This is a genomic window from Clostridium sartagoforme (assembly GCF_039521405.1).
GTDB lineage: Bacteria > Bacillota > Clostridia > Clostridiales > Clostridiaceae > Clostridium > Clostridium sartagoforme.
Map to the genome: position 1 here is coordinate 235,254 of NZ_BAAACH010000016.1, position 25,041 is coordinate 260,294.

The following is a 25,041-nucleotide window of genomic DNA, read 5'->3' on the forward strand; positions in this document are numbered from 1 at the left end:
TAACTGCCCATTCTCAATTGTCAACTAATCTTTAATAATCATATTCTTTTACATTTTCGCAAATAGATATTTTTAGTGTAGTATTATCAATAACTTTTTTATAAGAACATAAAAAATCATTTAATTCTAAATCATTTAAATCAACTTTACCAAAGCTTTTTAAAATAACATTTTCTTCTTCTGTTAATATTTTTACATCATTTTTATCATTTTTTATATAGTAATTATTAACAGTTGTTACTTTTATTCTATCTTTATATTTTTCTTGAAAGCTCATAGTCTTTCTTACTTTTTCAACATCTCCTGTACCAGGAATAATATTATTTAATCCTAATGATTTTATTTGTTCTTCAATAGATGAAGCATCAAATCCATATCTCTCCATTAACTTAGTTTGCATTTTTAAAAACTTATCTTGTGATATGTTGTTTTCACTCATGTATTCTGTCATCTTTTTCGTGAAGTCTGCCATATTTAACTTTCCAGAAGACATATCATAATATAATGAATATATATAGGATTCAAATTTGTCTACATCTTTATCATTCACTTTGTTTTTTAATTCATTGAAATCTATTATCTTATCCATAACATGATCAACTCCTATATTCTTAATGGATGTTACTAATATTATACTATTACTATAAATTTTATTCTATTGACTTAATACAATATTAATATTTTTTTAAGAACACTTTATTTTAAAATATATAGTTATCACTATATATTTCCTACCCATAAGCTAGTTTGCAGCCTTAACTGCATTCCAAACATCTTCGTATAATCTTAATTTTTCTTGTGGCAGATATTTATATACTTCACATCTTTCCATAACTTCCTTAGGCATATATGCACCAGTATTATTTTTAACTTCTTCTGATTGTTCTTCCTTAGCTAACTTATTTGGAGTTGTATAACCTATTTCTTCTGCTATTTTATATGCGTTATCTTTACTACTTACAAAGTTTATAAATTCTTCTGCCATTTCTTTATTTTTTGCATTAGTTGGAATTGCCCATGAGTCTAACCAATAGTTTGCTCCTTCCTTTGGAATCACATACTCTAGATTTTCATTTTCATCAGCTAAAGTTAAACCTTCTCCTGACCATATCATAGCAATTGCAGATTCCCCAGAAGTCATTAAATCCTTAACTTCATCAGCACCATATTTTAATACTAATGGCTTTTGTTTTATTAATAAATTTTTAGCTTCTTCAAGTTCTTTTTCATTTGTAGTATTTAATGAATATCCAAGTTTTTTAAGTGCCATTCCTATAGCATCCCTTTGAGCATCTAAAACAAAAATTTGTTTTTTATACTTTTCATTCCACATTATATCCCAACTATCTACCTTATCACTAACTAAATCTTTATTATATATTATTCCTATTGTTCCATTCATATATGGAACAGTATAATCATTACTAAGATCATATGGTTGTCCCATATCATCTTCATTCATTTCTTTTAAATTTAGTATTTTATCTTTATTTATTTTTTGAAGTAATTCTTCTTGTATCATTCTATCTGCCATATAATCTGCTACTAAAACAGCATCCCAATTAGTTTTCCCTGAAGATACTTCTATATACATTGTTTCCATATCATCAAAAGTTTTATAATTAACTTTTACATCATATTTATCTTCAAACTCTTCTATTATGCCTTCCGCTATGTTTTCCCCATAATTTAAGACATTAATACTTTTCTTATTACTTTTTTGACATCCTGCAAATAAAGTAAATGTAAAAATCATGCTACATATCATAGCAAATATTTTAATTGATCTTTTCATTTATTTATCGTCCTTTCACTATATAATAACTATTCTTCAATAAAAATAATTATAAAGATAAATTTAACAATTGCAAGTTAAAAATACCTAATTAGTAATATATATTCTATCAAATACATATTTATTTATATAAGTTACAATAAATAAAATAAATCTAATTATCTTTTAAATTAGATTTATTTTATTTAAATCAATGTTTTAGCTACTTATATAAAAAAGGTATCGACTACTAAATATAGTTAATACCTTAAAATTTGTTATACTTCTATTAACTTTGCTGTTACCCCTTCTAAGTCATTTAATTCTTTTTTAAGATTATTAATTTCATCTTTTTCATCATGTATTAAATTTAATATAACAAGTCCTGAATTAGAGCAAGAGGTTTTACTTGCTTCATGTAATCCGAGTCTTGTTTGAATAATACATCCATACTTTGTTAAAATAGCTTGAACTGTTGGGGCAATTTCTACCCTTGGTTCTATTTTTATAGCCATTATAGTAAACATATTTATACCTCCGTTAACTTTATCACCTTCTATACTACCCATTTTAAATTTACTTATTCAATAAAATTATTTATTTTTACAAAATTTATATGATCTATTGCAATGAGAACATTTGTTCTGTATAATGATTTTAAATACTTTTAAGAAGGGTGATAATTTTGAATATAGATGAAAAGCTTAATATTCTTTCAGCGGCTGCTAAATATGACGTATCTTGTTCTTCTTCTGGATCTAAAAGAAAAAATTCAAATAATGGTTTAGGAAATGCTTCAAGTAGCGGTATTTGTCATAGCTTTACTGCAGATGGTCGTTGTATTTCTCTTTTAAAAATACTTTTAACTAATCATTGTATATATAATTGCAAGTATTGTGTTAATGCTTGCAGTAAAGATGTCCCAAGAGCAATGTTTACACCTGATGAAATAGTATCTCTTACAATTAATTTTTATAAAAGAAACTACATTGAAGGTTTATTTTTAAGCTCTGCTATTTTTAAAACCCCCAATTATACAATGGAGCTACTACTTAATGTAGTAAAAAAGCTTAGAATTCAAGAAAAATTTAATGGATATATTCACTTAAAAGCTATTCCTGGAGCTGATGAAAAATTAATTAATGAGGCTGGAAAATATGTAGATAGAATGAGTGTAAATATAGAACTTCCTTCTTCTTCTAGCTTAAAGTTACTTGCTCCACAAAAAACCAAAGAAAATATATTAGCTCCAATGAGCATAATTAAAAATTCCATTATAGAACATAAAGATTTAAAGAAAAGTATAAAATCCACTCCATTATTTGTTCCTGGAGGACAAAGTACTCAGCTAATAGTTGGTGCAACTCCTGAAAGCGATTATAAAATCTTAAATTTATCCGAGAAGTTATATAATCATTTTGATTTAAAAAGAGTTTATTATTCTGCTTATGTTCCTGTAATAAGGAATGATAAATTACTTCCTGACATTACTCATCCACCATTAGTTCGTGAGCATAGATTATATCAAGCAGATTGGTTATTAAGATTTTATGGTTTTAAAGCTAATGAATTATTAAAAGATGAAAGTGATAACTTTGATTTAAACTTTGATCCTAAAACCTCTTGGGCTTTAAGTAATATCGATCTTTTTCCAATTGAAGTTAATAAAGCATCTTATGATACCCTTCTTAGAATTCCTGGAATTGGAGTAAAATCTGCTAGAAGAATATTAATTACAAGAAGAGTTCATTCATTAAATTTTGAAGATTTAAGAAAACTTGGAATAGTACTAAAAAGAGCTAAATATTTTATAACTTGTAAAGGAAAGTATTATGGAGATGTATCCTTTGATGAAGAAAAGATAAGAACTAGATTACTTTATATGGATAAACCAAAACTTGAAAATGAAAATTCAGAACAAATTTCTTTTTTTGATGACATTTATCCTAAAGTTTCTAATAGTATTTTATTACCAGAACCAAAGAAAATACTTCTTCCAAATGATACTATCACTTCGCTTACTGGAGAATTTTAAGGAAGGTGATTTATTTTGTTAAAATTAGTGTATGAAGATTCATTTGAAGGCTTTTTAACTGCAATTTATTATGCTTTTTATTCTAAAACCTCAATAGAATCAATTTCAACTGAAGAAGAATTAGAAATAAATCTTTTATCTGAAATTAAGTATATTGATACAGATTTAAATAAATATAATAAGGTTAAAGATTCTATTGTTATAAAAATTGATCCCTTAGCTCTAAATAAAATTTATAAATTATATTTATCTAATTATAAAAACAAAGGAACCTTATGTTATAAATATCTGAAAATTGCATTTAAATTAGGTAGTGATGTTCATAAATACTTACATTTAGATGAGGTAAAAGAAATTGATAATATTGAAAGGCGTGTTTCTTTAGAAGCTCATAGATTCAATGGTTTTGTAAGATTTATTTCTGTTAACAACAACTTTTTGTATTCTTCAATAGAGCCTGATAATAATATATTAGAAATTATTTCTCCACATTTTCAAAATCGTTTTAGTAACGAATATTGGATAATACATGATGTAAAAAGAGGTATTGCTTCAATATACGACAAAATTTCCTGGGAAATTAGAGAAATGGATTTAGAAGTATATAATAACTTAAAAGATTATAATGATGATTTTCAAAGTTTATGGAAAGGCTATTTTAAATCAACAACAATTGAAGAGAGAATTAATCCAAAACTTCAAAAAAGAATGATGCCAAAGAGATATTGGAACAATCTTACCGAAATAAATTATAATAAATAGTGAAAAGTAAAAGGAATGAAAAATTTAAAAATCCCTTAAAGATTTTTATTAATAATTTTCCACTCCTTAATTCTTTCACTTTTTCACTCTTAACTTGTTACTTATAAATTATTTTGCAATTTATACTATAGTAGCTATTGCTTCTATTTCTATAGGTGCATCTTTAGGTAATCTTGCAACTTCAACGCAACTTCTTGCTGGAGGGTTTTCTTTGAAATATTCTGCATAAACTTCATTCATTGGTCCAAAATCATTCATATCTTTTATGAAAACTACTACCTTAACCACTTTATCTAAGCCACTTCCAGCTTGTTCTAAAACAGCCTTTACATTTTCTAATGATTGTTTAGTAGCCTCTTTTATTTCAGTTACTAATTCTCCTGTTGATGAATTTACTGGAAGTTGTCCTGATGTAAACACCATATCTCCTACTTTTATTCCTTGTGAGTATGGGCCTATTGCTGCTGGTGCCTTACTTGTTGAAATAATTTCTTTTTGCATTTACTACACGTCCTCTCTTACATTTAAATATCTTACCTTTAATATTAAACCTAAATTTACTAACATTATTAAAAATATGTAAAGTATATTTAGTAATATTTAACTTTTACCATCCTAATAATTTAAATATACCCTTTTTTTTCTAATAATTCAATATGAAATCCTTTTTATGTATCTATTAAATAATTAAAAGTTTATTAATATATTCAATAGTGATACAATTAGAATAATATAAAACACAAGGAGGTAATGAAATATGAATAAAGATGTTAAGATCAATTGGGGTAATCTTGGTTTTAACTATATTAAAACTGATTATAGATATATTTCAGTTTGGAAAGATGGGCAATGGGATGAAGGTAGGCTAACAGAAGATAATATGTTAAACATAAGTGAAGCATCTACCGCTTTACACTATGGTCAACAATGTTTTGAAGGTTTAAAAGCATATCGAAGAAAAGATGGAAAAATTCAATTGTTCAGGGTTGATAGAAATGCACATAGAATGAATGAAAGTACTGCAAAGTTACTTATGCCTGAAGTGCCAGTAGATAAATTTATAGATGCTTGCATGCAAGTTGTTAAGGCTAATGAGCATTATGTACCACCTTATGGAACTGGTGCTACATTATATTTAAGACCTTTTATTATAGGGGTGGGAGATAATATAGGGGTAAAACCTGCACCAGAATATATTTTCTCAGTTTTTGCTGTACCTGTAGGGCCTTACTTTAAAGACGGTCTAACACCATGTAACTTTATGATAGCAGATTATGATAGAGCAGCTCCTTATGGTACTGGTGGACAAAAGGTTGGTGGAAATTATGCCGCTTCACTACATCCACACAGAATAGCTGTTGATAGAGGTTTTGCGGACTGTATATATTTAGATCCTTCAACTCATAAAAAAATTGAAGAAGTTGGTGCTGCTAATTTCTTTGGAATAACAAAGAATAATGAATTTATCACACCAAAATCTCCATCAATTTTGCCTAGTATAACTAAGTATTCTCTTATGGATATAGCTAGGGATTATTTAAAAATGCCTGTTTATGAAAGAGATGTTTATATAGATAATATAGATGAATTTAAAGAAGCCGGTGCCTGTGGTACTGCTGCTGTTATAACTCCAATAGGAGGAATAGAATATAAAGATAAACTTCATGTTTTTCATAGTGAAACTGAAGTTGGCCCTGTTACAAAAGAACTTTACAGAATCCTTTGTGGTATCCAATTTGGTGATATTGAAGGACCAGAAGGTTGGACTTATTTAGTTTAATATAATCTTGTCATTATCAAATTAGTGATTAAAAATGAATTAATAATTATTTATGTACATTACTTAACAGTACTATAAATAGTTTAAATAAAAAACTCCCACGGGAGTTTTTTTGTTGTCTTTTAAATTTACTATAATAAATTTATTATTTAATTAAATTGATACATTTACAATAAACTTTTTATCTCTTATTTCTATTTTAAACTCTCCATTTTGTGCTTCTGTCAAACTTTTTGCTATATCCAAGCCTAGTCCTGTACCCTCTGTATTTCTAGATTCATCTCCTCTTTTAAATCTTTCAATAAGCTCACTCTCGTTAAATATTATTTTTTCTTTTGTTTCGTTTATAAATGTCATGTTACTTATTTTGTTTATTTTTCTATTATCATATTCTAGTATTATAAATACTTCTGAATCCATTAAAGAATATTTAAGTATATTTGATATTATATTTTGATATATTCTAAGAGTTTTATTATAATCCGCATATATGAAAGCTTTAAAAGCCTCAGTATTTTCCACTTCTTTTCCTTCTGAAAATATTTTAAAAGTAAACTTTAGCTTTGATTCATTAATTTTATCATTTACTTCAATTAATGCTTGATTTAGTACTTCTTTTATATCAATTTCTTTAATATCCAAAATAATACCATTGGAATTAGCCATTATTGATTCTTTTAAATCATTTATTAAAATTTTTATTCTTTTTGCTTTTCTTTCTAATATATCTATATAATCATTTTTATTACTTTCAGTGAACTTTCCTTTACTTAAAAAGTCAACATAATTTATTATAGATGTTAAGGGTGTTCTTAGATCATGAGATACATTAGTTATTAGTTCAACCTTCTTTATATTTGATATAGCTTCATAATTTTCAACCACTTGGGAGGTTGAAATAAGCTCATTTATAGCTCTATTCATAATGTTGAATTCTATCCCATTAAGCAAAGCATAGCGATTTTTATTTTCGTTTAATATTTTATAGACATCATCAAAATTGCCACTTTCTAAACTTTCAATTGTTTTATCTAATGTTAAGTTTAATGTTTCCATTATCAAATAATTTTTAAACACGCTTATTCCAAGATAGATAAATACTAATATATTTAATATAACTATCCACCAAAGTATAGTTTCTTTTATATCAACTCCAAACATAGTAAATTGAAAAAAGCCTTGATATAAAGTTATATAAAATATTGCTATTATTAAAAGCTTCATGAATTTATCAAATAATTTTACTCTATAAAAATTTCTTTCATATGTTTTAATATCATCATCTTTATAAATTCTGCTTTTTAATACTATCTGAAATACTGATATTGCTACAATTATAGCAAATACTATCCACGTAAGTAATACAATATACTTTGGACCTTCGCTATTATAATTAGGCAAAAATTCTTCTCCAGTAGTGTTAACTAATTTTCTTATAACAAAATAATTCATAAGCACTAATATTTTTCCAATTATAGTTTCCATAAATACTTTTTCATTTATATCTTTTAACTTTCTTATTTCTTCATCTTTAATCCATCTAATTTTATAATTTTTATATAAAACTTTATCTAATATCATTGGATTACTCCTCTTCTAAACATGATTCTTGAACACAGTTAATATTAAAAGATATTTCTACTTTAAATAAGTCTCCATCTATACTTATATTAAAACTTCCTTTTTGAAGAAGAACTAAATTCTTAGCAATTTCCAAGCCTAGTCCTGATACATTTTCTTCTTTATTATTATTTATTATATATATCAAATCCTTAGGCTCTATATTTAACTCTTTTTTCGAAGTATTTTTTATACATATATGTATCTTATTATCACTGCATCTTACATCTATATAAACTCTACTATTTTCTAAAGAATGTTTTAGTGCATTTTCAAATAATATATCAAATACTCTCCATAGTTTTTCTCCACTACAATAAATTACTATATCTTTCTTTGGGAAACTTGGTCTGAAAGATATTGTGCTTTTATTTATTTTATCTTCAAATTCAATTATGGCTTGCTTTAAAAATTCAACTATTTCAATTTCATTTATTTCTAAAGTCATATCTCCTGTGGCTGTCTTTGATGCTTCAAATAATTCTTCAATTAACTTTTTTAAGTTATTAGATTTATTTTTCAACAACTCTATTATTTCTTTATCATTATTTTCACTTTTTAACTTTTCTATATTAATCAATATATCTTCTAAAGGCTTATTTAATTTTTTAGTTAAATTATCTATAAGTTGAAGATTTACGTTCTCATTTCTTTTTGTGTTAATTGCAGATTTCTTTAGACTTTTAGCTATTTTATTAACCTTTAATAATAAATCTAAATACCTTTTTCTTATATTCATATTTAAGTCTTCTTTGTTAAATATCTCTTTATTACTAAAAGAATTCAAATCATTTTCTTTTTCAAATTCTTCTAGCCAACTTTCTATCCCTTTCCAAATCATTGTTGTTTCGAAATTGTTACTTATAAGTTTTAATAGCATTGATATGTTTAAAAATATTAGTGTTAAAATTATTAAGGTTAAAAATTTATAGTTAGGAATTAAATACACAATAATTAAAATTACTATTGTTATAAAAAAAATACTTAAGTGTTTTATAAGACCTTTATTACTTATTAATAAATATCTATTTTTCAAACTTATATCCAACTCCCCATACTACTTTTAAATATCTTGGATTCTTAGGATCTATTTCTATCTTTTCTCTTATTCTCCTAACATGAACCATAACTGTATCCGTACTAAAGCAGGGTTCCTCCCATACACGTTCATATATTTCTGCTGAAGAAAAAACTCTTCCTGGATTACTTAAAAGAAGTTCTAAGATCTTATACTCTGTTCTAGTTATTTTAATTTCTTTTCCGTCTACCTCAAAATATTTTCTATTTTTATCCAATTTAATTATTCCATAAGTTAATACATCTTCATTTTGTTCTTTTATATAATTTCCAAGATCTACATACCTTCTAAGTTGTGATTTTACTCTTGCTATAAGTTCTAATGGATTAAATGGTTTTGTTATATAATCATCAGCCCCTATGTTTAATCCCAATATTTTATCAATATCCTGTGATTTTGCTGATAAAATTATTATAGGAATATTTTTTTCTTTCCTTATATTCATAGTTGCTCGCATTCCATCCATTTTAGGCATCATTAAATCCATTATTACAAGATGTATATCTTCTTTTTCTATTATGTTAAGAGCTTCTACTCCATCATATGCTTTTATAACATTTATATCTTCATTTTTTAAATATATCTCTATTGCATCAGTTATTTCTTTTTCGTCATCCACAACCAAAACATTGTATTTACTCATAAATCCATCCTTGATATTTTATATAAAATACCCCTTCTTCTATTTTTTTATATTTAAATTATAACATTTATTCATATATATTTATAATAATATAAATATATAAAATTAACCTATCAGATTTCTAACAAATTCCTAAAATTTATATAAGATCTAATTTATATAAACTTATATTCATAACTTAGGAACTAAAAAAAATTGGACATATGTAAATTTGCTTATGACCTCACTTCGCCCAAGTCAACGCAAACTTACATATGTCCACTAGAAAACTTAAGGATGGATATTTATCCACCCTATATGTAATAAAAATTTTAAACTTCCTCTTTATGTCCGCTGGTAATATAATAATACGGTAAAGCTAAAAATAATATTCCTCCAATAAAGTTTCCGATAGATACTAGAATAATATTATATGCATATCCACCTATGGTTATTGTTGATGGATCTATTAAGTATCCCATAGCGAGAAATCCCATATTTGCTACACTGTGTTCAAATCCTGCTGTTATAAATGTAAATAAGCACCAAAATATCATTAATATTTTAGCAGTTTCTTCTTTTAACTTATAACACATCCAAACTGCTAAACAAACTAATATATTACATAAAATTCCTTTTAATATAAGTTGTCCTGCTGGCGTACTTATTTTAGAATAAGCATTATTTACAATAAATTCTCCAATATATTCACTTTTTCCACTAGTTAAACCAGCTTGTACAAATAATATTGCTCCAAGAATTCCACCTAAAATATTTCCAATCCAACTTGCAAACCATATTTTTATAGCATCAACCCAAGTTACTGTTTTTTCTAAAGCTCCCATAGTCATTATCATAGCATTACTTGTAAATAAATCTCCGCCTGCCATTAATACTAAACTAAGAGCCACACCAAAGGATGCTCCCATTAAAATCTTATAAGTTTCTATTCCATTATGATGCATTATTCCACCTATAGTGTAAATAAGCATAATTCCTAAACTTACAAATAAACTTCCAATCATTGCACTAACTAAGTATCTCCCCGTACTTCTCCTTAGTAAGTTACTTTTAACTTCTGCTGAGTGGGCTAAATTATGAATTTCTTTACTGTACATGATATCCCCCATATTATAGTTACTTTTTTAACAATTATTAATATAAATAAATTTCATTTTTTACTAACACATTTTACAATGAAAAACAAAGTTTTGCAATGAAAACTTTGTTTTATCCTTGTTTATGTTTAATTTTTATTTAAATTCTTTTTTTATCTTATTTATATAATATTTTCTTATTTCCTCATATTCTAAAAGTGATTTTCTAGTAACTTTAACTTTTATACCATGATCTTTTATAAAAGTTTTCCATGAATTATTTTCTCCAAAAATATCTTTTTCTATATGATTTCCAGGAAGCATTAGTATCGGAGCTAATGTTATTTCATCAATTTTATCTTCTAATAAATATCTTGTAACATCTTCTTTTCTTATGTCTCCTTCTAATGTTCCAATATAAGTATTTTTGTATTGATTTTCTATAAATACCGTTTTTAATTTATTATAAGCTTCTGTACTTATTGTTTTAGATCCATGACCAACTAATACTATGTTATCCTCTTTTGGTAAATCACTTTCCATCGATTTAGCAATTAAGTTACAGGACTCTATTAATTCTTCTTCTTTATCACTCATAAGAACTTTTCCTAAAATTATTTTTGAAAAAGAATAATCGTATTCTTTTACGGTTTTTTCTATACTAGAGTACTCACTTCCTTCAATTACATGAAGTGGTTGTATATATACTTCTTTATACCTATCATTACTTAAATTAAATAAAACTTGCTCTAATCTAGGCACTACTTTTCCATATTTATTAAATAACATATTGGATAATACACTTGAAGTAAAAGCCTTACAAACATGATACTTTTCTTTTACACTTTCTCTTATTTCTTTTTCAAAGTTTTCTAACTCATTAATACCTTCTAAATTGGCTGTTCCAAAAGAAACAATAATTATTGCTTTAGACATATGCACCTCTCTATTCTATATTAAAATTTTTAAATACCTTTAAAAACTTATTTATATGTTCTTCAGTATGAGCAACACTTAAAAATAAAGATTCATATTGTGATGGTGGTATATTAATCCCATTTAACAACATGTGCTTAAAGTATTTTTTAAAAATTTCTTCATCACAAGTTTTAACATCACTATATTTTTTAACTTCCTTTGATTCTGTAAAAAATAAGGTAAACATTCCTCCACACCTATTAACTATTAATGGAATATTTTTTTCTTTTGCAATATCTAATACACCATCTTCTAACATCTTTCCAAGCTGATTTATTTTATCATAATATTCTTCTTTATTTCTTTTTAATTTATTTAAAGTTGCGATTCCTGCTGCCATTACAATTGGATTTCCTGACATAGTTCCAGCCTGATAAACCTCTCCAACTGGAGATAAACATTCCATTATTTCTTTTCTTCCACCATATGCACCACAAGGAAGTCCTCCCCCTATTATTTTTGCATAAGTCACTAAATCTGGCTTCGCATTAAATAATTTTTGTGCTCCTTCGAAAGCTACTCTAAATCCACTCATAACTTCATCAAAAATCAATAAAGATCCATATTGGTCACAAAGTTCTCTAATAAAGTTCATAAAGTCTTCTTCCGCTTTTACAACTCCCATATTCCCTGCAACTGGCTCTATTATAACACCTGCAATATCTTCTCCATATTTTTCGAATAAATCTTTAATACTTTCCTTATCATTATATGTTGCTATAAGTGTGTTTTTTATACTATCTTCTGGCACTCCTAATGATCCAGGGATTCCATTTGTTAACACTCCTGAACCTGCCTCAATTAAAAATCCATCAAAGTGCCCGTGATAACACCCTGCAAATTTTATTATTTTATTTTTCTTTGTATATCCCCTTGCAAGCTTTATAGCACTCATAGTTGCTTCTGTACCTGAGTTCACCATTCTTATCATATCTATATTTTTTAAATTTTTACATAAAAATTTAGACATTATAAGTTCTAACTCTGTCGGTGCACCAAAAGCTATTGAGCTTTCAGAAACTTCTTTAATACATTTTACTACCTCGTTATCACAATGGCCTAAAATCATTGGTCCCCAAGCTAATACAAAATCTATGTACTCATTACCTTCTTCATCTACTATTATTGCCCCTTTTCCGTTTTTTATAATGGGCGGAGTTAATCCTGTACTTTTATATGATCTTACTGGAGAATTTACTCCTCCTGGCATATATTTTTTAGACTCATGAAATATAACTTGATTTTTCATAATTTAATTCTCCTTTAGCCATTTAGCTGCTTCTAATGCATGATATGTTATTATAAAATCTGCTCCTGCTCTTTTCATAGAAAGAAGCATTTCTAGAACTATTCCTTTTTCATCTATAAGGCCCATTTTAGCCCCAGCCTTTACCATTGCATATTCACCACTAACATTATAAGCACAAATAGGCACATTAATTTTATCTTTTGCTCTTCTTATAATATCTAAATATGATAGTGCCGGTTTTACCATTATTATATCTGCACCTTCATTTATATCCCATTCAATTTCTCTTAAAGCTTCTTCTGAATTGGCAGGATCCATTTGATAAGTTTTTCTATCTCCAAATTGAGGTGCAGAATGAGCAGCTTCTCTAAATGGTCCATAAAAATATGATGAATATTTTGCTGAATAACTCATTATTGCAACATTTTCATATTTATTTTCATCTAATATATTTCTTATATATGCAACTCTTCCATCCATCATATCTGAAGGTGCAACCATATGAGCTCCAGCCTTTGCATGAGATAGTGCTATTTTACCTAGTATTTCTAATGTTTTGTCATTATCAATATTTGATTCGTTTAATATTCCACAGTGTCCATGACTTGTGTATTGACACATGCAAACATCTGTAATTATATATAAATTATTTGAGAGTTCTCTTATTTTCTTTACAGCCTTTTGTACTATTCCATCATTATTAAAACTCTCTGATCCACATTCATCTTTATGCTTTGGTAATCCAAACAAAATTACACCCTTTATATTAAGACTTTCAACTTCTTCTATTACTTCGTGTAATCTATCTATTGACCAATGATAATTGCCTTCCATAGAAGTTATTTCTTCTTTTATATTTTCTCCTTCAACAACAAAGATAGGGAATATGAAATCATTAGTATTTAATTGATTTTCTCTAACTAAATCTCTTATTGCTGAATTTACTCTTAATCTTCTTCCTCTTTTAATCATATTATTCACCTTTGCTTTCCTTAAACCTATTATATATCTCTATTATTTCATCTAAGAATCCATCTTCTGAATGTTTTTTACACATATGTGCTTCCTGTATTGAATTTTCTTTTAAAGCTTTATATGTTTGAGGACCAATTGCAATATTAAACTTTGATTTTATATCATCTATACTAAAGATATTTATCATATTATTTACAGTACTTGGACTTGTGTATAATATAAAATCTACCTCTTCAAATACCTTTTTATTTTTTACTTCACCACAAATTGTATTATATGTATGAACTTTATCTACATGTAAACCTAGTTTTTCAATTTCTTCCTTTAAATATTCCCTACTTAAAGAAGAGCATGGTATTAATACTTTTTCTCCTTTAACTAAATAGGGGGCTAATTCTTTAAAAAGTCCCTCTCCAACAAATTCTCTTCCCATTATAAAGCTTTGAATTCCTCTTTCTTCTAAGGCTCTTTTAGTAGCCTTACCAACAACAGAAAACTTAGCTTTTATAGTTCTTATATCAATTTTATTTTCTATTATGTAATCAAAGAATATATTAACTCCATTTACTGAAGTAAGTATTATGTGATTATATTCACCTAATTTATCCTTAACAAAATTTAAGTTTTCTTTAGTTTGTTGTATTTTTATAGAATTTATTTCCGTTACTTCTGCTCCTAAATCCCTAAGTTTCTTCTTTAAATTAGAAGACTGTTCTCTTGATCTTGTTACACATATATTAAGTCCAAAAAGCGGCTTTTTCTCATACCAATTTAACTTATCGCTTAATTCAACAACATCTCCCATAACAATTATACATGGAGATTTAAGCTTAGCCTTTAAAACTTTTTCTTCTATATCTTCTAAAGTTCCAATTACTTTTTTTTGCTTTGATGACGTTCCTCTCATTATTACTGCGACTTTAGTATTTTTGTCTTTTCCATTCATTATTAAGTTTTCTTTTATTATGCTAAGATTACTTAATCCCATCATAAAAACTAATGTGCCTTTTTCTTTAGATATTGCTTCCCAATTTATATTTAATGTTCCTGCAGTCATACCTGTTATTATATGAAAACTTTGAGCCATTCCTCTTTGTGTTATTGGAATACCTGCATAGTTCAATACTGATATTGGAGAAGTTATGCCTGGAACTACTTCAAAATCTATTCCCTCTTCAATTATAGAAAGTACTTCTTCTCCTCCTCGGCCAAAAACATAAGGATCTCCCCCCTTAATTCTCCCAACAGTATGCCCTTCCCTAGCAAGTTTTATTAAAATTTCATTTATTTCTTCTTGAGTTCTATAATGACATCCTGGTTCTTTTCCACAATAATATATTTTACAATCTTCTTTTAAATAATTTAATATATTATTTGAAACTAATCTATCATATAAAACAGCAGTACATCTTTTTAATGCTTCTACTGCCTTTAATGTTAATAACTCTTCATCTCCTGGTCCAGTACCTATTATATAAACTTTACTCATTTTTATTATCCTTTCAAAATCTTTTCAGCCAATTTAAATCCTAGTTCTATATTTTCATTTTTATTTCCAAGTATATCTTTCTTTATCATCTTTCCATTTACATTAAAGGTTCCTATCATATATAAATCATTATCTGTTATTTCTGAATAAACACCAATAACACTATGACAATCACCATTTAATCTTCTCATAAAACTTCGTTCTGCTTCTACTGCAGTCCTAACCTCTTTATTATCTAGATTGCGTAAGTACTCGTTATACTCACCATTTTTCAATACCTCTATTCCTAATGCACCTTGCCCTATTGCTGGTAAAAATATCTTCGGATCAAAATAATCTGTTATTATATTTTCTAAATTTAATCTTTTTAATCCAGCAGCTGCTAAAATTATTCCATCCATTCTTTCATTTTTCATCTTTTCTAATCTAGTTTGAACATTCCCTCTAATTGGAACTATCTTTAAATCTTTTCTAATTTCCTTTATCATAGCTGCTCTTCTTATACTACTTGTTCCTATAACTGCACCTTCTTTTAAATCCTTAAAAGAAATATTATTGCTTGACACAAACACATCTCTTATATCTTCTCTTTCAGGAATTGCTGCTAATTCGAAATCCTGTGGTAATTCAAATGGTACATCTTTCATACTATGCACAGCTCCATGTGCTTCTTTATTTAAAAGTGCATATTCTATTTCCTTAACAAATAGTCCTTTACCACCTATTTTGTCAAGAGTTACATCTAGCCTTTTATCTCCTTCTGTAACTATTAATAATTTTTTAGAATCTATATTATATTTATCCTTTATAAGCTTAATTATTTTATCTGCTTGAATTTGGGCTAACTTACTTTTTCTAGTTGCAATAATTAACTCCATAAAACTTCTCCTATAAATCTTTATATATTTTTTTTACAATCTCTTTTCCAAAAAATAGTTCTAATACTAATTTATCTTTTCTCTTTATATATATATATTTAAAATCTTCACTACATACGAAGTTTATAATTTCTTTTTTATTTTTTTCAATGAACTTAGCCTTGTCTCTAATCTTTGATGAATATTCAATAAAATCATCATAATTATTTAGTATATCAAAAACTTTATTGGATAACATTATTGCTCCTTTTGGATTTCCATTCTTAGTGTTCAATGCAAAAGTTATATTTTTTAATTGCCTCTGCATTGGTGCCACAGCCATTCCTTTTATATAATCAGAAGCAAATATGTATATTTTAAACTCATCCTCACAGTCCTTTTTTATCTCAAGATTTATATTTTCATCATTTGTAGATATTATTACTAAATGTTTATTTTTTATAAATTTCTTATTATAAGTTCCCTTTATAAGTTTAATATTTTTTAAATCATAAAATTCACTTATAAAATTCAAAGATAAAACTTCAACTTGACATCCATTCTCTAGAAATTTCTTGCATTTTAAATAGCTAGCTTTTCCTCCACCAACTATACCAACACTTAACTTATTTGACATTATAGACAGATAAGTGTAGTTTAAATCTTCTTTAGAAATATCTTCTCTAATATCCTCATACATTCTTCTTCCTGCCCCTTTAATTTTTCTTCTTTTAAAACTTCAATAGCTTTATTAACGTAATAGTCTGATGTACTTTTTATAAGCTTTTGTGCAATTTCTATATCTTTTTTATCTATGCATTTATTTTTTAATGTAACTTCTCTTTCTTCTATAACTTTAATACTATCAGTTTTCATATTCCTTATAATATTTGATATGTCTCTTGTATCTTTCCAATTAGAGAAGCGCTCTATATATTCACTTATTACATACTTAAATTTTATCATTTTATCTTTTCTTAGTTTTTTATTTTCATCATCAATTAAACTAATGTCATCAATATCATAAAGTTCCACCCTTTTAAAATCCTTAATACTACTATCTACATCTCTTGGAAGAGCTAAATCAAAAATTACTAGCTTATTTCCATTACTTTCAATATGCTTTTTTTCTATAATTAAGTGTGGGGCTGAAGTACAAGAAATCACACAATCCATATTATTAATTATATTTCTTCCATCTTCATAATTCATTATTTTAACTCTGTCATCATCTATATAGTCAACTTTTTCAACTTGCCTAACTACTAAATTAATTTCCTCTATATGACTAGAAATAGCATACTTCACTACTAACTTTCCAACTTCACCATATCCTATTACCATAATTCTTTTTGAACCTTTTTGAATTGCTTCATTTATTGAAATAGATGCAGAAGATATTGGTATTTCATAAAATCTTCCTTCTGTTCTAAATCTTTTACCACATGTAATTGCTTCTTGAAATAGTCTTTGAAGATCATGTTTAACTGCCTTAATTTCAAGAGCTAATTGATATGAATCTTTTATTTGTCCAAGTATTTGATCTTCTCCTAATATTTTAGAGTGAAATCCACAGACTACTTCCATTAAATGCCTTACAGTTTCTTTTTCTTTTAAATAAAAACAATATTCTTTTAAGTTTATATCCCATTTTAATATTTCAAAAATCTTTTTTAATCCTTCTTCATCACTTAAAGAACCATTAAAATAAATTTCTGTTCTATTACAAGTACTTAATATAACAACTTCATCAAAATATTGTATTAATTTTTTTGTATATTCCTCTCTCCTTTTAGGAGACAAAGCTAACTTTTCTCTTATTTCCACCTTTGTATTTTTCTTAATCCCTAAAAGCTGAATCATAATACTACTCCTAATTTATTTTAATATCTATTTATCTCTAGTTTTTTATCATACCTTTATTATACTCTTATTACAAACTTTTTTCACACTTGTAATAAAATGCGAAGCATTTTTCAGTTCATAGTTCACAAGGCACAGTTCACAGTTGTTTTGATTTTATATGTAACAGAGAACAAGGTATCAGGTAACAAGTACTAAATGTAAACTATAATTAAAAATTAAGAAACATCTAGTTCAAGGTAAGCTTAGGGACAGTAGTTAGTTTTGTGCAGCAAAACAACCTCAATTTTTTCATTCTTGTATTTATAAATTGCTTTGAAGTTTGTATCATAACCTGTTACCTTTTACTTTATTCCAAAAACTATGAATTATAGTGAGAAACTAGAAGTGCTTGGTGAAGAAAAAATTGCTATGCCTTAGAGTTGTTGGTTTGTCTGAACGTAGTCGAGTTAACCAAAACTCTTGGCATAGCAATTTTTTGAAGCCTAGTACTTCTTTCGTAGCTATTAGCTTATGGAGCATCTTCTATTTATTTTTGACTCTTGTTCACAGCTTAAAATTATTAATATTTTACTCCGCTCCAATAAATGTTTTCTTTAAGAATTGCTTTATCTGAAAGTTGAACTCCCTCAAGAGCCCACTTTTTAAATTCCATAAAACCTGTTCTATCAACGATATATCCTATGTGTTCTTTTCCTTCTGGAGCATCCTTTGCAATATATTCTTTAACGTATTTATAAGTATTTAATATTATTTTTATTATACTTTCTTCATCTACCCATATTATAAAATCTTCTGCTAATCTTGGATTTTTCTTTCCTGTTCTACCCATTATAGCTAATCTATAATATTTTTCTTTACTTCTGCTCCAAGCTCCTGTTGGACAACTAATAACACATTGTCCACATCCTATACATTTGCTATGATCCCTAACAGGTCTATAATTTTCTCCATGTAAAGCTCCTGTTGATTTTTTACTGCAAGCTTTAATACACGCTCCACAAGATACGCATCTACTGCTATCGAATTGTGGCTCTGTCATTCCTATTATTCCAAAATCATGCATTCTAGCTTTTATACAATCATTAGGACATCCTGTTAAAGCTATTTTAAAATGTAGATCATTTGGGAATATTGCTTTTTCTATTTTCTTAGCAAAGTTTGTTGTATTATAATTACCAAATGGACATACCTTGTTTCCTATGCATGCTGATACATTTCTTGTTCCTGCTGCTGTATATCCCTTTCCTGGAACTTCTTGATTTATTTCTAATCCTTCTATTATAGGTTGTAACATGATATTAACTTCTGATATATCTTCCATATCTATTCCCGGAATTTCAAAGCCTTGTCTTGTTGTTAAGTGAACTGTTCCATTACCGTATTTATCTGCAATTTCTTGAATTAATCCTAAATATTCAGCCTTTAATAATCCACCAGGAACTCTTACTCTTGAAGCTGTCATTCCTCTTTCCTTTGTAACTCTAAAGGCATTTTTTTTAAGCTTTTTAGTATTGATATCCGTAGTACTTGTATTCATAGCAATTCCCCCTAGTCTATTAAATCTTTTCCTTTTGAATAATTAAACACAGGTCCTTCTAAGCAAATATATGTATCATCTATTTTACAATGTCCGCATTTTCCTATTCCACAACACATTTTTCTTTCTTGTGATATCCATATATTTTCTTCTTTAATTCCTAGCTTTAAAAATTCTAATACAGTAAATTTCATCATCATAGGAGGTCCAACCACAACAACTTGTACGCTTTTTATATCTTTTATATCAAGTTCTGGAACATATTTGGTTACGAGCCCAACTTTACCTTGATATCCTTCTTGCGCTCCATCTACTGTTAATATTACATTTATATTCTTTTCCCAGGTTTTTATATCTTCTCTAAATAATATATCTTTAGGAGATTTAAAACCTGAAATTAAAGTGAAACTTTTACAATCATTTGTATTATTTGAAAAATAATCTACAATTCCTTTAACAGGTGAAAGTCCAGTTCCTCCAGCTACTACTATTACTTCCTTATCTTTGTAATTATTTATATCAAATCCATTCCCATAGGGTCCTCTTAAAAATAGCTTATCTCCAACATAATTATTGAAAACTTCATCTGTAACTTTACCAACTCTTCTTATTGTTAAATCAACATAATTTTCACCTATTCCGCTTACTGATATAGGTGCTTCACCAAATTTCGGAATTGAAACTTCAAAAAATTGTCCTGGCTTCACATCTCCTTTAAAAGCCATTCTAAAAGTATATTCTATTTCTGTATGTTTAATAACATCTAATATTTCTGATATAAAAGGTAAATATTCATTTTTAGTCATTCTTAGTCACCTCATCCATAGCTTTTTCTAATTTATTTATACAATTTGAGAAGGATATATATTGAGGACAGATATCATCACATCTTCCACATCCTACACACATATGATGTCCCCATCTTTTTTTGTAATCATGAACTTTATGAAGAACTTTAAATCTCATTCTTTGCCCTTTATCTTTTCTAAAGCTATGTCCTCCTGCCATATCAGTATATCCATCTACATGACATGAAGCCCATACTCTTCTTCTTTCTCCAACTTTCCCATTGTCTTTGTAGAATATGTCTTGCATAGTAAAGCATGTACACGTTGGACAGACAAAGTTACATCTACCACAAGCTATACATCTTTCTGAATATTCATTCCACATAGTTGATTTCATAACTTTCAGGTCTAAGTTATCTGGTATGCTAACTTCAATTTCATTATCTTCTACAAAGTCTGGAGTTACATTTAAAGTTTCATTACTTAATGCTTTAAATATATTTTCAAATTCTTCATCTTTTATATCTAAATATACTTCTTCTCCATTTTGCTTAATATAAGCATTATATTCATGTGTTTTATTTGTTTCCATACTTACACAAAAACAACTCTTAAAGCTTTTTTCACAACCTATTAAAACAAACTTAGCTTTTTCTCTTAATTTTTTATAATATGGATCTTCAAATTTATTGTTTAAATAGATATTATCTATTCTTTTTAAAGAATGTATATCACAACTTCTTAAAAAAATTAATATTGATTTTTCATCAATTTCTGACTCCTTCACTTCATTTTCTGTAAAGAAAAATAATGTTTGAGTTATTGGAAGCAATACTTCTTTGTATGAAAACTGTGACTTTTTATCAAATTCTATTTCTTCAACTTTTGATATTTCACCATATCTAATTATATCAGTATCTGAAAAGGTTCCTTTTCCTTCAAAAACCTTTGGTGCATATATCTTATACTTTTTTGATAATTCTTGTAATCCCTTATTAAATTCTTCTACTTTAAGCTTATATCCCATCTTAAACACCTCTTAGTTTATTTAATTAGTTGACTTTTTTCTTTCTAGATATTATGTAATAAGGTATTGCCATAAATACAATTCCTCCTACCATATTACCTAATGTTACTATTATAATGTTATATGCATATCCGCCTATGCTTACAGCTGTGCCTGCTGGTGAAAGCAATCCTATTGTTAGTAAAGTCATATTTGCTACACTATGCTCAAATCCTGCTGTTATAAAAACAAATAAACACCAAAATATCATTATAAGCTTGGACACTTCTTCTTTACATTTAAAGCTGCACCATACTGCTAAACAAACTAACATATTACATAGTATTCCTCTGAAGAATAAATCACTTGCTGGTAAAGACATTTTAGCTGCACTAGCTTTTGCTATAAAATCTCCAACTGGACCATTGGCTAATCCAGCCATAAAAAATAATGTTCCTGCAAGTATTGAACCTGTTAAATTTCCAATAAAACTTACTATCCAAACTTTAATTGTTTCTAACCAAGAGACTTCTTTATTTAATGATCCTACAGCCATGATAAAATTGTTCCCTGTAAATAATTCAGAACCTGCAAATATTACTAAACTCAAGGCTACTCCAAATGACAATCCCATAACAATTTTAGTTGCTGGTGAATTAGCTGAATTAAGTAATCCTCCAATTGTAAAAATCAACATAATTCCAAGTCCAACATAGATTCCAGCAAGCATTGAGCTTATAAAATAGCCAATTCTGTTTTCTTCTAATAATTCTACTTTTGCTTTTGCTGCTGTTGATACTTTATTAAATTCTTCATTAAACATAATTTCCCCCTTATTATTGTGATTATAATCACAATCTCTATAACAAGATTATAAAGCTTAATAAAAATAAAAACTGTGATAATTATCACAGTTTCTATATTTTTTATATTTTATTTAGTCTCTATTCCCTTAAAGAATTTCACAATTTTATCTTTATCTTTTACTACTATTCTTCTCTTTTCGTATGTTATTAAATTATTTTCTTGAAGAATTTTTAATGCTCTTGATATAGTTTCTCTTGGAGCACCAAACATATCTGCCAAATAAGTTATACTTATATTTAAATCTATTAAAGTACCTTCTTCAATTTCTTTTCCATAATCCTTGCATAATTTCCATAGCTTTGCTGCTACTTTTTTTTCAACCTTTAAAGGCGTAGAGTTCTTTAACTGCCTGTACAATCTTCTCACCTTTATGCTTAAAGAAGATATTACTATTTTCGTTAATTCAAAATCCTTTGCCATGATTTCTTGAAATCTCATTCTATCAAAAGATAATATTTCTGACTTTTCAAATACTTCACAGTTTATAGATGCTGGTAAGTCATCTAAAACTACTGCATTAATAATAGTTTCTTTTCCTAATATAAATATTACTTTCTTTTGAGCAGACTCATTTAATTTATATAATGAAACTTTTCCACTACATACTATGTAAATTTTATTAATTTCTTCTTTATCTCTAAATATATGACTTCCCTTTAAGTAACATTTACTCTCGCCTATTTCGGCTAGTTCATATATTGTATTTGTGTCAATATTTTTAAATAAATCCATGTTGCTTAATTGACTTTTTACTAGTTCTTTCATTTTGTTTACCTATTCCTATTGAAATTACTTATCTTTCAAGTATTTACTTAAAAGATATCACATATATTAGCAATAAGTAAAGTGAGTATTGTCATAAAAATAAAAGGAAGTTTCCCTTCCTTTTAATAATTCATCAATGATTCTAAATCTAACCCCATATCTCCAGTTTTATATTTTATTAAAACTTCAATATTGTATTTATTTTTATAATATTCAATTATACTTTCTAGTGATTTTTCAATAGCTGAATATAAGTCCAATGAAATTTTATTTTCATCTTCTAAAGTCTTATTTATAAAATTTATAAATTTAGTACTTCTTGAATCTGTAAGAGCTTCTAAAATTAAAATAACCTCTGAATAGTCTCTATCAATGACTTCTTTAATTTCTGGTTTCTCACTTAAATCTATATTACACAAATTATATATTACCTTCGGTTCTATAGATTTAAGAAACAACTTTAAATGTTCTACGTTCCCATCAAGCCTTATTATAGTAACATCCTTTTCTATTTCCTTTAATATATCACTGTCTTCATTTTTCCTAATAATCAAATATGTTTCAATATTATTTAAAATAAGATATTTAGTAAAATATATTATAAACTTATCCGAACATCCAACTATAACCGCTCTATCTTTCATAATTTCCTCCAAATATTAAGCTTTCATAAAATTATTATATTATTTAATATAATAAAAGGTGAACATCTATAGGTTTACTCACTTGATTACTGCAATTTATTCAATATTTTCAAGTTTAAATGGAGTATTTTGATAAATACAATAATTTAGCCAATTTCCAAAGACTATATTTGCACTTCCTCTCCATCTAACCATTGGAGTTTCTTTTATATCATCCTTAGGAAAATAGTTTTTTGGTATATCAATATCTTTTCCATTATTAATATCTCTTAAATACTCACTTTTCAATGTGTCTCTATCATATTCTAAATGACCGGTTATAAAGATTTGTCTTTTATCTTTTGTAGCAATTATAAACAATCCAGCTTCTTCTGATTCCGATAATATCTCTAGATTCTCATTTTTCTCAATATCTTCTTTTGACGTTGTAGTATGTCTAGAATGTGGTGCATAGAAAATATCATCTAATCCTCTAGTTAAATCCTCATTAATTTTATTTACCCTATGTTGAAATACTCCAAATATTTTCTTTTTTAAAGCTTTTTTACTTATATTGTGATGATAATATAGTGCTGCTTGAGCACCCCAGCATATATGAAGTGTTGAGAAAACATTTTTCTTACTCCATTCCATTATTTCTTCAAGTTCATTCCAATATGCTACATCCTCAAACTCTATAGTTTCAACAGGTGCCCCAGTAATTATTAACCCATCAAACTTTTTATTTTTAACTTCATCAAAATACTTATAAAACTTTTTTAAATGCTCTATTGGTGTATTTTGAGATGTATAAGTTTTAGTTTGTAACAATGTTATTTCTACTTGAAGTGGAGTATTGGATAGATATCTTAGTAATTGATTTTCTGATTGAATTTTTATCGGCATAAGATTTAAAACTGCTATTTGCAAAGGTCTTATATCTTGAGTTTGTGCCCTTTCAATATTCATTACAAAAATGTTTTCATCAGACAAGACAGTATATGCTGGAAGATCTATTGGAATTTTTATTGGCAAGAATACCCCCTCCTTATAAATTATATTAAATCACAAAATATGGTAATTTAAAAGTTCTTTATTTTATTTATATTAGTACTATATATTATAAAATAAATTTCTTTGACAGCTTGGCTATTATTTCATATAATAGATAAAAATAACATTATTATAAGCCTAATAATATGGTTTAGGCGTATCTACTATACTACCTTAAATAGTATAACTATGAAGTTTTAATCTAAATCAGGTTGTTTAT

General features: G+C 27.0%; 25 protein-coding genes and 1 riboswitch. Of the genes, 3 read left to right on the forward strand and 22 right to left on the reverse strand.

Features of this window, described 5'->3' with window-relative positions:
- Window positions 1–31: 31 nt before the first annotated feature.
- From ABDZ60_RS08605 to ABDZ60_RS08615, 3 genes are all read right to left on the reverse strand, one after another.
- Window positions 32–589 carry a DUF3867 domain-containing protein gene (locus ABDZ60_RS08605; RefSeq protein ID WP_016208293.1) on the reverse strand — a complete coding sequence of 186 codons (558 nt, stop codon included), beginning with the start codon at window positions 587–589 and terminating at the stop codon, window positions 32–34.
- Between the two features lie 153 nt (window positions 590–742).
- Window positions 743–1,795: an ABC transporter substrate-binding protein gene (locus tag ABDZ60_RS08610; protein ID WP_016208294.1), complete on the reverse strand. Its 1,053-nt coding sequence runs from the start codon at window positions 1,793–1,795 to the stop codon at window positions 743–745.
- A 257-nt stretch (window positions 1,796–2,052) separates the two neighbouring features.
- On the reverse strand, window positions 2,053–2,301 hold the full coding sequence (locus tag ABDZ60_RS08615) for a CPF_0552 family protein (RefSeq protein ID WP_016208295.1): 249 nt from the start codon (window positions 2,299–2,301) through the stop codon (window positions 2,053–2,055).
- 158 nt (window positions 2,302–2,459) lie between these two features.
- On the opposite strand from ABDZ60_RS08615, the gene ABDZ60_RS08620 reads away from it, so the two are divergent.
- Complete coding sequence (locus tag ABDZ60_RS08620) at window positions 2,460–3,809, forward strand: putative DNA modification/repair radical SAM protein (protein ID WP_016208296.1); 1,350 nt, start codon at window positions 2,460–2,462, stop codon at window positions 3,807–3,809.
- A gap of 15 nt (window positions 3,810–3,824) precedes the next feature.
- Window positions 3,825–4,571, forward strand: a complete 747-nt coding sequence (locus ABDZ60_RS08625; RefSeq protein WP_016208297.1) for a TIGR03915 family putative DNA repair protein — start codon at window positions 3,825–3,827, stop codon at window positions 4,569–4,571.
- 120 nt (window positions 4,572–4,691) lie between these two features.
- Here ABDZ60_RS08625 and ABDZ60_RS08630 read toward each other — a convergent pair whose 3' ends face one another.
- Window positions 4,692–5,072 carry a RidA family protein gene (locus ABDZ60_RS08630; RefSeq protein WP_016208298.1) on the reverse strand — a complete coding sequence of 127 codons (381 nt, stop codon included), beginning with the start codon at window positions 5,070–5,072 and terminating at the stop codon, window positions 4,692–4,694.
- Between the two features lie 256 nt (window positions 5,073–5,328).
- Between ABDZ60_RS08630 and ABDZ60_RS08635 the strand changes: the two genes are divergently transcribed.
- Window positions 5,329–6,351: a branched-chain amino acid aminotransferase gene (locus tag ABDZ60_RS08635; protein ID WP_016208299.1), complete on the forward strand. Its 1,023-nt coding sequence runs from the start codon at window positions 5,329–5,331 to the stop codon at window positions 6,349–6,351.
- A 153-nt stretch (window positions 6,352–6,504) separates the two neighbouring features.
- Here the strand turns inward: ABDZ60_RS08635 and ABDZ60_RS08640 are convergent, their stop codons facing one another.
- The 18 genes from ABDZ60_RS08640 to metA form a co-directional block, all read right to left on the reverse strand.
- Window positions 6,505–7,932, reverse strand: a complete 1,428-nt coding sequence (locus ABDZ60_RS08640) for a sensor histidine kinase (RefSeq protein ID WP_047000559.1) — start codon at window positions 7,930–7,932, stop codon at window positions 6,505–6,507.
- Between the two features lie 4 nt (window positions 7,933–7,936).
- Window positions 7,937–9,007 carry a histidine kinase gene (locus ABDZ60_RS08645; protein ID WP_052953917.1) on the reverse strand — a complete coding sequence of 357 codons (1,071 nt, stop codon included), beginning with the start codon at window positions 9,005–9,007 and terminating at the stop codon, window positions 7,937–7,939.
- Complete coding sequence (locus ABDZ60_RS08650) at window positions 8,997–9,692, reverse strand: response regulator transcription factor (protein ID WP_047000558.1); 696 nt, start codon at window positions 9,690–9,692, stop codon at window positions 8,997–8,999. Before ABDZ60_RS08650 ends, ABDZ60_RS08645 begins: the two co-directional genes overlap by 11 nt.
- A 311-nt stretch (window positions 9,693–10,003) precedes the next feature.
- The gene (locus ABDZ60_RS08655) at window positions 10,004–10,789 is read right to left on the reverse strand and encodes a formate/nitrite transporter family protein (protein ID WP_016208304.1); all 786 of its coding nucleotides are present in this window, start codon (window positions 10,787–10,789) and stop codon (window positions 10,004–10,006) included.
- A gap of 135 nt (window positions 10,790–10,924) precedes the next feature.
- The gene (locus tag ABDZ60_RS08660; protein ID WP_047000557.1) at window positions 10,925–11,704 is read right to left on the reverse strand and encodes a sirohydrochlorin cobaltochelatase; all 780 of its coding nucleotides are present in this window, start codon (window positions 11,702–11,704) and stop codon (window positions 10,925–10,927) included.
- A 10-nt stretch (window positions 11,705–11,714) separates the two neighbouring features.
- Window positions 11,715–12,995, reverse strand: a complete 1,281-nt coding sequence (hemL, locus tag ABDZ60_RS08665) for a glutamate-1-semialdehyde 2,1-aminomutase (protein ID WP_343777517.1) — start codon at window positions 12,993–12,995, stop codon at window positions 11,715–11,717.
- A 3-nt stretch (window positions 12,996–12,998) separates the two neighbouring features.
- On the reverse strand, window positions 12,999–13,967 hold the full coding sequence (gene hemB / locus ABDZ60_RS08670; RefSeq protein ID WP_343777519.1) for a porphobilinogen synthase: 969 nt from the start codon (window positions 13,965–13,967) through the stop codon (window positions 12,999–13,001).
- 1 nt (window position 13,968) lies between these two features.
- A complete protein-coding gene (cobA, locus tag ABDZ60_RS08675) occupies window positions 13,969–15,459 on the reverse strand; it encodes a uroporphyrinogen-III C-methyltransferase (protein ID WP_343777521.1) in 1,491 nt (496 codons plus the stop codon).
- A 5-nt stretch (window positions 15,460–15,464) separates the two neighbouring features.
- Window positions 15,465–16,337, reverse strand: coding sequence for a hydroxymethylbilane synthase (gene hemC, locus ABDZ60_RS08680; RefSeq protein ID WP_016208308.1), 873 nt, complete (start codon window positions 16,335–16,337; stop codon window positions 15,465–15,467).
- A 10-nt stretch (window positions 16,338–16,347) separates the two neighbouring features.
- Complete coding sequence (locus ABDZ60_RS08685; protein ID WP_047000554.1) at window positions 16,348–17,016, reverse strand: NAD(P)-dependent oxidoreductase; 669 nt, start codon at window positions 17,014–17,016, stop codon at window positions 16,348–16,350.
- Window positions 16,974–18,179, reverse strand: coding sequence for a glutamyl-tRNA reductase (gene hemA, locus ABDZ60_RS08690; RefSeq protein WP_047000553.1), 1,206 nt, complete (start codon window positions 18,177–18,179; stop codon window positions 16,974–16,976). The genes ABDZ60_RS08685 and hemA overlap by 43 nt, the downstream gene beginning before the upstream one ends.
- Window positions 18,180–18,741: 562 nt before the next feature.
- The gene (asrC, locus tag ABDZ60_RS08695; RefSeq protein ID WP_343777525.1) at window positions 18,742–19,719 is read right to left on the reverse strand and encodes a sulfite reductase subunit C; all 978 of its coding nucleotides are present in this window, start codon (window positions 19,717–19,719) and stop codon (window positions 18,742–18,744) included.
- Between the two features lie 11 nt (window positions 19,720–19,730).
- On the reverse strand, window positions 19,731–20,525 hold the full coding sequence (gene asrB, locus ABDZ60_RS08700) for an anaerobic sulfite reductase subunit AsrB (RefSeq protein WP_016208551.1): 795 nt from the start codon (window positions 20,523–20,525) through the stop codon (window positions 19,731–19,733).
- On the reverse strand, window positions 20,518–21,534 hold the full coding sequence (gene asrA / locus ABDZ60_RS08705; RefSeq protein ID WP_343777528.1) for an anaerobic sulfite reductase subunit AsrA: 1,017 nt from the start codon (window positions 21,532–21,534) through the stop codon (window positions 20,518–20,520). Before asrA ends, asrB begins: the two co-directional genes overlap by 8 nt.
- A 25-nt stretch (window positions 21,535–21,559) precedes the next feature.
- Entirely contained in the window at window positions 21,560–22,336 is a 777-nt protein-coding gene (locus ABDZ60_RS08710) for a formate/nitrite transporter family protein (protein WP_343777530.1), read from the reverse strand.
- A 110-nt stretch (window positions 22,337–22,446) separates the two neighbouring features.
- On the reverse strand, window positions 22,447–23,145 hold the full coding sequence (locus ABDZ60_RS08715; RefSeq protein WP_047000549.1) for a Crp/Fnr family transcriptional regulator: 699 nt from the start codon (window positions 23,143–23,145) through the stop codon (window positions 22,447–22,449).
- Between the two features lie 122 nt (window positions 23,146–23,267).
- The gene (locus ABDZ60_RS08720; protein WP_016208555.1) at window positions 23,268–23,789 is read right to left on the reverse strand and encodes a hypothetical protein; all 522 of its coding nucleotides are present in this window, start codon (window positions 23,787–23,789) and stop codon (window positions 23,268–23,270) included.
- A 96-nt stretch (window positions 23,790–23,885) separates the two neighbouring features.
- Window positions 23,886–24,803, reverse strand: a complete 918-nt coding sequence (metA, locus tag ABDZ60_RS08725) for a homoserine O-acetyltransferase MetA (RefSeq protein WP_016208556.1) — start codon at window positions 24,801–24,803, stop codon at window positions 23,886–23,888.
- 125 nt (window positions 24,804–24,928) lie between these two features.
- A riboswitch (purine riboswitch) is annotated at window positions 24,929–25,031 on the forward strand.
- Window positions 25,032–25,041: the final 10 nt, after the last annotated feature.